Annotated in this window: 9 protein-coding genes; 7 read left to right on the top strand and 2 right to left on the bottom strand. The window is 68.7% G+C overall.

Annotated features, from left to right (window positions below; translation table 11 throughout):
• Positions 1-839 (top strand): polyhydroxyalkanoate depolymerase (phaZ, locus tag ACXJKR_RS19895; RefSeq protein ID WP_457324280.1); only part of this gene is annotated, 839 nt, incomplete at its 5' end.
• A gap of 197 nt (positions 840-1036) precedes the next feature.
• Here phaZ and ACXJKR_RS19890 read toward each other — a convergent pair.
• Positions 1037-1624: a superoxide dismutase gene (locus ACXJKR_RS19890; protein WP_056197793.1), complete on the bottom strand. Its 588-nt coding sequence runs from the start codon at positions 1622-1624 to the stop codon at positions 1037-1039.
• 57 nt (positions 1625-1681) lie between these two features.
• Positions 1682-2983: an exodeoxyribonuclease VII large subunit gene (xseA, locus tag ACXJKR_RS19885; RefSeq protein ID WP_457324279.1), complete on the bottom strand. Its 1302-nt coding sequence runs from the start codon at positions 2981-2983 to the stop codon at positions 1682-1684.
• A gap of 371 nt (positions 2984-3354) precedes the next feature.
• Here xseA and ACXJKR_RS19880 point away from each other — a divergent pair, with 371 nt between their 5' ends.
• The 6 genes from ACXJKR_RS19880 to ACXJKR_RS19855 all read left to right on the top strand — a co-directional run.
• Positions 3355-3972 carry a MotA/TolQ/ExbB proton channel family protein gene (locus tag ACXJKR_RS19880; RefSeq protein WP_457324278.1) on the top strand — a complete coding sequence of 206 codons (618 nt, stop codon included), beginning with the start codon at positions 3355-3357 and terminating at the stop codon, positions 3970-3972.
• A gap of 179 nt (positions 3973-4151) precedes the next feature.
• Positions 4152-4568 (top strand): ExbD/TolR family protein, encoded by a 417-nt coding sequence (locus ACXJKR_RS19875; protein WP_056197797.1) that lies wholly within the window; start codon positions 4152-4154, stop codon positions 4566-4568.
• Entirely contained in the window at positions 4534-5577 is a 1044-nt protein-coding gene (lpxK, locus tag ACXJKR_RS19870; protein ID WP_457324277.1) for a tetraacyldisaccharide 4'-kinase, read from the top strand. The genes ACXJKR_RS19875 and lpxK overlap by 35 nt, the downstream gene beginning before the upstream one ends.
• Positions 5577-5792: a Trm112 family protein gene (locus tag ACXJKR_RS19865; protein ID WP_056197799.1), complete on the top strand. Its 216-nt coding sequence runs from the start codon at positions 5577-5579 to the stop codon at positions 5790-5792. The genes lpxK and ACXJKR_RS19865 overlap by 1 nt, the downstream gene beginning before the upstream one ends.
• Positions 5793-5937: 145 nt before the next feature.
• Entirely contained in the window at positions 5938-6675 is a 738-nt protein-coding gene (gene kdsB / locus ACXJKR_RS19860; protein WP_457324281.1) for a 3-deoxy-manno-octulosonate cytidylyltransferase, read from the top strand.
• Positions 6676-6774: 99 nt separating this feature from the next.
• On the top strand, positions 6775-7013 hold a 239-nt coding region (locus ACXJKR_RS19855), incomplete at its 3' end, for a nucleoside monophosphate kinase (protein WP_457324276.1).

Genomic DNA, 7013 nt, shown 5'->3' with positions numbered 1-7013 from the left:
ACCATGACGTCTACATCACCGATTGGCACAACGTGCGCGACGTGCCGCTGGCGGCCGGCCGCTTCGGGCTGGACGAATACACCGGCCACCTGATCGACTTCCTGGCCGCCATCGGCCCGCAGGCCCATGTGGTGGCCGTCTGCCAGCCCTGCGTCAGCGCACTGGCAGCCGTGGCGCTGATGGCCGAGGACGACCACCCCGCCACGCCAGCCAGCCTGACGCTGATGGCCGGCCCGATCGACTGCCGGGTCAGCCCCACCGCCGTCAACGAACTCGCCACCAGCAAGCCCATCTCGTGGTTCAAGAAGAACCTGATCAGCCATGTGCCCTGGCAGCACGCGGGCGCGGGGCGGCGCGTCTACCCGGGCTTCGTGCAGCTGTCGGCCTTCATGAGCATGAACAAGGACAGGCACACCAACGCCTTCAAGGACTACTACAAGCACCTCGTCGCCGACGAGTTCGACAAGGCCGAGGTCACGCGCGTGTTCTACGAGGAATACCTGGCCGTGGCCGACCTCGCGGCCGACTTCTACCTGGAAACAGTGGAGCGCGTCTTCCAGACCTACGACCTGCCACGCGGCGAGATGTTCTTCAGGGGCCGGCGTGTGAACCCGGCGGCCATCCGCCGCACCGCTTTGCTGACCGTGGAGGGTGAGCGCGACGACATCTGCGCTGTCGGCCAGACGCTGGCCGCCCAGGACCTCGCCAGCAGCCTGCGCGCCTATATGCGCACCCACTACATCCAGCCCAACGTCGGCCACTACGGCGTGTTCAGCGGGCGACGCTGGCAGCACCAGGTCTATCCGCTGGTGCGGCACGTCATTCAGGTGTCGCAATAGGCGCCCCTCGCCCAGTTGCGCGTCGCTGAACGCGAGCGCATCTGGTCGGTCCCCCGAGGGGACGGCGATGCTCTCGGCATCGAGCCGAGAGCACATCGCCAACGCGGGCCGGCTCGGGAGCGGCCCAGCGCTCGGCCCGAAAGGCCGAACCAACGAAAAAGGCCGGCATCGGCCGGCCTTTGTTCGGGGCGAATCGCTCAGGCGAAGTTGGCTTCAGCGAACTGCCAGTTCACGAGATTGCTCAGGAAGGTCTCGACGAACTTGGGGCGCAGGTTGCGGTAGTCGATGTAGTAGGCGTGTTCCCACACGTCGACGGTCAGCAGCGCCTTGTCAGCGCCGGTAAGCGGCGTGCCGGCGGCGCCGGTGTTGACGATGTCGACAGAGCCGTCGGCCTTCTTCACCAGCCACGTCCAGCCCGAGCCGAAGTTGCCAACGGCGCTCTTGACGAAGGCTTCCTTGAAGGCGGCATAGCTGCCCCACTTGGCGTTGATGGCGTCGGCCAGCGCGCTGCTGGGCTCGCCGCCACCTTGCGGCTTCATGCAGTTCCAGAAGAAGGTGTGGTTCCAGATCTGGGCGGCGTTGTTGTAGATCGGGCCCGGGTTCGGTGCCTTCTTGATGATCTCTTCCAGCGTCAGGGCTTCGTACTCGGTGCCCTTTTGCAGGTTGTTGAGGTTCACGACGTAAGCGTTGTGGTGCTTGCCGTGGTGGAACTCCAGCGTTTCCTTGCTGTAGTGCGGGGCCAGCGAGTCGATCGGGTAAGGCAGCGGGGGCAGCGTGTGTTCCATCGTGGAGTCCTCAGGTGTTGGGGGGAAGGGAAACGCAAAGATTGTAGGGAGAGCCAATCACCCCTGCGGCGAAGGCTGTACCCCCAGAACGCGCAAGTCGAGGCTGCCGTCGGCCAGCACCGCGCGCACCTCGGCGCCGGGCAGCAAGGCATGCACGGACGTCACCGCGCCGCCGGCGCCGTCGTCCAGCCAGGCGTAGCCGCGCGCCAGCACATGCTGCGGGTCCAGGGCCTGCAGCCGGGCCTGCAGCGCGTCCAGCCGGGTGTGCTGGCGCGCCAGGATCTCGTGGTGCGCGCGTTCATGGCGCTGCTCCAGGTGGGTCAGCCGCTGGCCTTGCAACTCGACGCGCCGGCGTGGCGCCGCGCCGGCACGCTGGGCCAGCAGATCCAGCAGGCGCCGTTGCCGGGCCAGCACGTCACTGGGGCGGGACAGGCGCAGCGCGAGTCGATCCAGGCGCTGGGCGAGGGTCTGCAGGCGATGGTCGATGCGCAGGGTCAGGCTGCGCTCCAGCGCACCGAGGTGCTGCAGCAGGCTGGCGCGCGACGGCGCCGCCAGCTCGGCGGCGGCCGTGGGCGTGGGCGCGCGCAGGTCTGCGGCCAGGTCACACAGTGTCACGTCGGTCTCGTGGCCGACGCCGCAGACGATGGGCAGGGCCGAATTGGCCACCGCGCGGACGACGCGTTCGTCATTGAAGGCCCAAAGATCCTCCAGCGAGCCGCCGCCGCGCACCAGCAGCAGCACGTCGACCTCGGCCCGCTCGTTGGCGCGCCTCAGCGCTTCGACCAGCGCCGGCGGCGCTTCGACGCCCTGCACCGGACTCGGGTAGACCAGCACCTCGACCTGGGGCGCTCGCCGCGCCAGCGCCGTCAGCACATCGTGCAGGGCTGCACCGGCCGTCGACGTGATGACGCCGATGCGGCGCGGGTGGGTGGGCAGCGCGCGCTTGGTGTCGGCATCGAACAGGCCCTCGGCCGTCAGCCGCGCCCGCAGCGCGAGGAACTGCTCGTACAGCGTGCCGGCACCGGCACGGCGCATGGCCTCGACGACGAACTGCAGCTCGCCGCGCGGCTCGTAGACGGCGACGCGGCCGCGCACCTCGACCAGCACGCCTTCGGCCGGCGCAAAGTCCAGCATGGCGGCGGCGCGGCGGAACATCGCGCAGCGCAGGCTGGCGGCATGGCCGTCGGCGTCCTTCAATCCGAAATAGCAGTGGCCGCTGGCGGCGCGCGTGAAGCCAGTGATCTCGCCGCCAACGGCGACGACCGAGAAGCGCTCAGCCAGGCTCTGGCTCACCGCCTCCAGCAAACCAGCCACGCCCCAGACACGACGATTTGAAGCGGCTTCGCGGGGCTCAATCACGCGCAAACCCAATGCCGGCGCGGGCCGGGAAGTCCACAGCCGCGCCAATACTGGGCTGGCGGGCAATTTCGGCTCATTTCGCCCGTCACAGAGCTGTCATGAGCACATAAGGCCTTGTTTTTCAATTCGAATTCCACTGCTCAAACTTGAGGCAACTTGTCCAAGGCCTTGATTTGACGGCCTCTGCAGGCCAGCGCCGCTGCGTTGCCCACAAAGTTATCCACAGTAACGGTGGATTGTGAGAACGCTTTCGCAGTGGCGGAGATCGGCCGAGGCGTGCAAGGCTGGGGCCATAATCCCGCGCACTCATCCGGCCGTCAGCGGCCGTTTTTGTGACCGGCCTGCTGGCCTTTTCATCGACGGGGACGCCCTTGTTTTCGATCATACAAGCCGCCGGTTGGCCGATCTGGCCCTTGCTCCTGTGCTCCGTGGTGGCCCTGGCCCTGATCATCGAAAGGCTGTCCAGCCTGCGCGCCAGCCGCATCCTGCCGCCGCGGCTGCTGGAGGACGTCATGAACGTCAGCGCCCAGCAACTGCCCGCGCCCGACATGGTCGACCGCCTGGCCGAAAACTCGCTGCTCGGCGAGGTGCTGGCTTCCGGCCTGCGCGCCGTGACTGCCGAGCMGCAGATGCCCGAGGGCAAGCTGCGCCTGGTGTTCGAATTTGCCGGCCGACGCGCCGTGCACCAGCTCGAGCGCTACATGAACACCCTGGGCACCATCGCCACGGCCGCGCCGCTGCTGGGGCTGATGGGCACCGTGGTCGGCATGATCGAGATCTTTGGCAGCCAGACACCCGGCGGCGGCAACCCCGCGCAGCTGGCGCACGGCATCTCCATCGCCCTCTACAACACGGCCTTCGGCCTGATGATCGCCATCCCCTCGCTGATGTTCTACCGCTACTTCCGCGGCCGCATCGAGGAGTACGTGCTCGAGCTCGAAGCGGCGGCAGACCGCTTGCTGGGCCAGCTGCGCCGCTACACGGCCTGAAATGGACTGCCCCTCCTCTGGTCTCGCCCCGCTGAACGCGGGCGCGCCCAACCGGTCCCCCGAGGGGACGGCGATGCTTGCGGCATTGAGCCGCAAGCACATCGCCTGCGGGCCGGCTAGGGGCGGCCCGGCGCCGGTCCGCGGCGTGAGGCGCTGCACACAACGGATGAACTGACATCATGAGATTCCGCTCCCCACACCGCGAGCCGCCGGAGATCAACCTCATCCCGTTCATCGACGTGCTGTTGGTGATCCTGATCTTCCTGATGCTGTCAACGACCTACTCCAAGTTCACCGAGCTGCAGATCACCCTGCCCTCGGCCGATGCGGAGAAGTTGAAGGACAGGCCGCAGGAGGTCATCGTCGGCATCGCCGCCGATGGCCGCTTCGTCATCAACCGCCAGCCGGTGGAAGGCCGCTCCGTGGACATCCTGATCGCCGCGCTGCGCCAGGCCTCCGGCGGCAACGCCGACGCGTCGCTGATCATCTCGGCCGACGCCGCCACGCCTCACCAGGCCGTCATCAACGTGATGGACGCCGCGCGCCGCGTCGGCCTGACGCGTGTCACCTTCGCTGCCCAAACCGACGCTCGCTGACCGCCTCCAGCAAGAGTGGCTGATCGGCGGGCCGCTGTCGGTCGCCCTGCTGCCGCTGAGCTGGCTCTACCGCACGCTGCTGGCGCTGCGCCGGTTGGCCTATGCCATCGGTTTCAAGCGCGTCGAAACGCTGCCTGTGCCCGTCATCGTCGTCGGCAACTGGATCGTCGGCGGTGCCGGCAAGACGCCGACGACGCTGGCCCTGCTGGCGATGTTGCGCACGCGCGGCCTGCGCGCTGGCGTCGTCTCGCGTGGCTACGGGCGCGAGAGTGACGGCGTGCGTCTCGTCACTGGTGTATCGACGGCCCGTGAAGTCGGGGACGAGCCCCTGCTCATCCATCTGCGCAGCGGCGTGCCGGTGGCGGTCGGCCGCGACCGCGTCGCCGCGGCGCGCGCCTTGTTGGCTGCCGAGCCCGGGCTGCAGCTGCTGGTCAGCGACGACGGCCTGCAGCATTGGCGGCTGCCGCGTGCCTTGAGCCTGCTGGTGTTCGATGAGCGCGGCCTGGGCAATGGCCGCCTGCTGCCCGCGGGCCCCTTGCGCCAGCCGCCTGCGGCGCTGGCGGCTGACGAGCTCGTCGTCTACAACGCGCCGCAGCCGAGCACCGCCCTGCCCGGCTTCGTCGCCGGGCGCCGCCTGGCTGGCGCGGTGACGCTGGCCGACTGGTGGGCCGGCAAACCGGCGCAGATGGACACGCTGCTGGCCTTGCGCGAGCGGCCGGGGCTGCTTGCCGTTGCCGGCGTGGCAAGGCCGCAGCGCTTCTTCGACATGCTGGCAGCGCTTGGATTGCGCTTTGACAGCCTGGCCCTGCCCGACCACGCCGACTTCGCGAGCCTGCCTTGGCCCCCCGACGCGGCCGCCGTACTGCTGACCGAGAAAGACGCCGTGAAGCTGCCGCCCGAGCGCGTCGGCGCCCTGCCCGTCTGGGTCGTGGCGCTAGACTTCTCGCCCGGTGCCGGCTTCGAGGCCGCGCTGGACACCCAACTGCAAAAACTCTTCGCTCTCGCCTGATGGATCAACGCCTCATCGAAATGCTGGTCTGCCCCCTGTGCAAGGGGCCGCTGACGCTGCTGCGTGAAGGTGCCGGACTGGAATTGCCGGCCCTGGCCTGCCGCGCCGACCGCCTGGCCTTCCCCGTTCGCGACGGCATCCCGCTGATGCTGGAGAGCGAGGCCAAGGCCTGGGACCCGGACGCCCCCGCGCCACCGGTCGTGCTGGCACCGTGAGCGCCGCGCCGGGCCGCCCCAAGCAAGCTCGCTCCCGCTTGGCGGGAGTGAGCCCGGACATGGGATGCCCTGTGGGCATCCCATGCCTGGCGAACGCCTGGCCGCGCTGTCGGCCAGGCAAGGCCGCAGGCCGACGGGTGCACCAATGAGCTTCACCGTCATCATCCCCGCGCGCCTGGCATCGACGCGGCTGCCGAACAAACCGCTGGCCGACATTGCCGGCCTGCCGATGATCGTGCGCGTGGCGCGCCGCGCGGCCGAGTCCGGTGCCAGCCAGATCGTCGTGGCGACCGATGCGCCCGAAGTCGCGGCCGCCTGCGCCACCCACGGTGTGCGCGCGCTGATGACGCGGGCCGACCATCCGTCCGGTAGTGACCGTCTCGCCGAAGCCGTCGAGCAGCTCGGGCTGGCTGACGACGCCGTTGTCGTCAACGTGCAAGGTGACGAACCGCTGATCGCACCGGCCATGATCGACGCCTGCGCACTGATGCTGGCCGCCCAGGCCGACTGCGTGATGGCCACCGTCGCGCATGCGCTGACCGATCCTTCTGAGTTCGCGAACCCGAATGTCGTCAAGCTGGTCACCGACAAGGCCGGCCGTGCGCTGTATTTCTCACGCGCGCCCATCGCCTGGTGGCGCGACGGCGGCGGCCAGCCCAACGGCGCGCTGCGCCATGTCGGCCTGTATGCCTACCGCGCCGGCTTCCTGCGTCGCTTCCCCACGCTGGCCGTCAGCCCCCTGGAGCAGATCGAGTCGCTGGAGCAGTTGCGCGTGCTCTGGCACGGCGAGCGCATCGCCGTGCACGTGAGCGACGAGCGGCCCGGCCCCGGCGTGGACACGCCCGAGGATCTGGAGCGCGTGAGGCGTCTCATCGAGGGTTGACGCGGGTCTGCGGCGTCAGGCTCAGATAAGGCCGCATGCGATACTCGACCGCTGATTTATGCAGGACTTTTTCACAGTCCTGACGAGACGAGGAGACCCATGCGATTGATCCTTCTGGGCGCGCCAGGCGCCGGCAAAGGCACCCAAGCTGCCTTCATCTGCAAGCAATTCAGCATTCCGCAGATCTCCACCGGTGACATGCTGCGCGCCGCTATCAAGGCCGGCACACAAATGGGCCTGGCCGCCAAGRCCGTCATGGATTCGGGCGCCCTCGTCAGCGACGACATCATCATCGGCCTCGTCAAGGAGCGCATCGCCCAGGACGACTGCGCCAAGGG

This window comes from Roseateles sp. P5_E11 (assembly GCF_054049355.1).
This window is presented reverse-complemented; position numbering and strand designations above follow the sequence as displayed.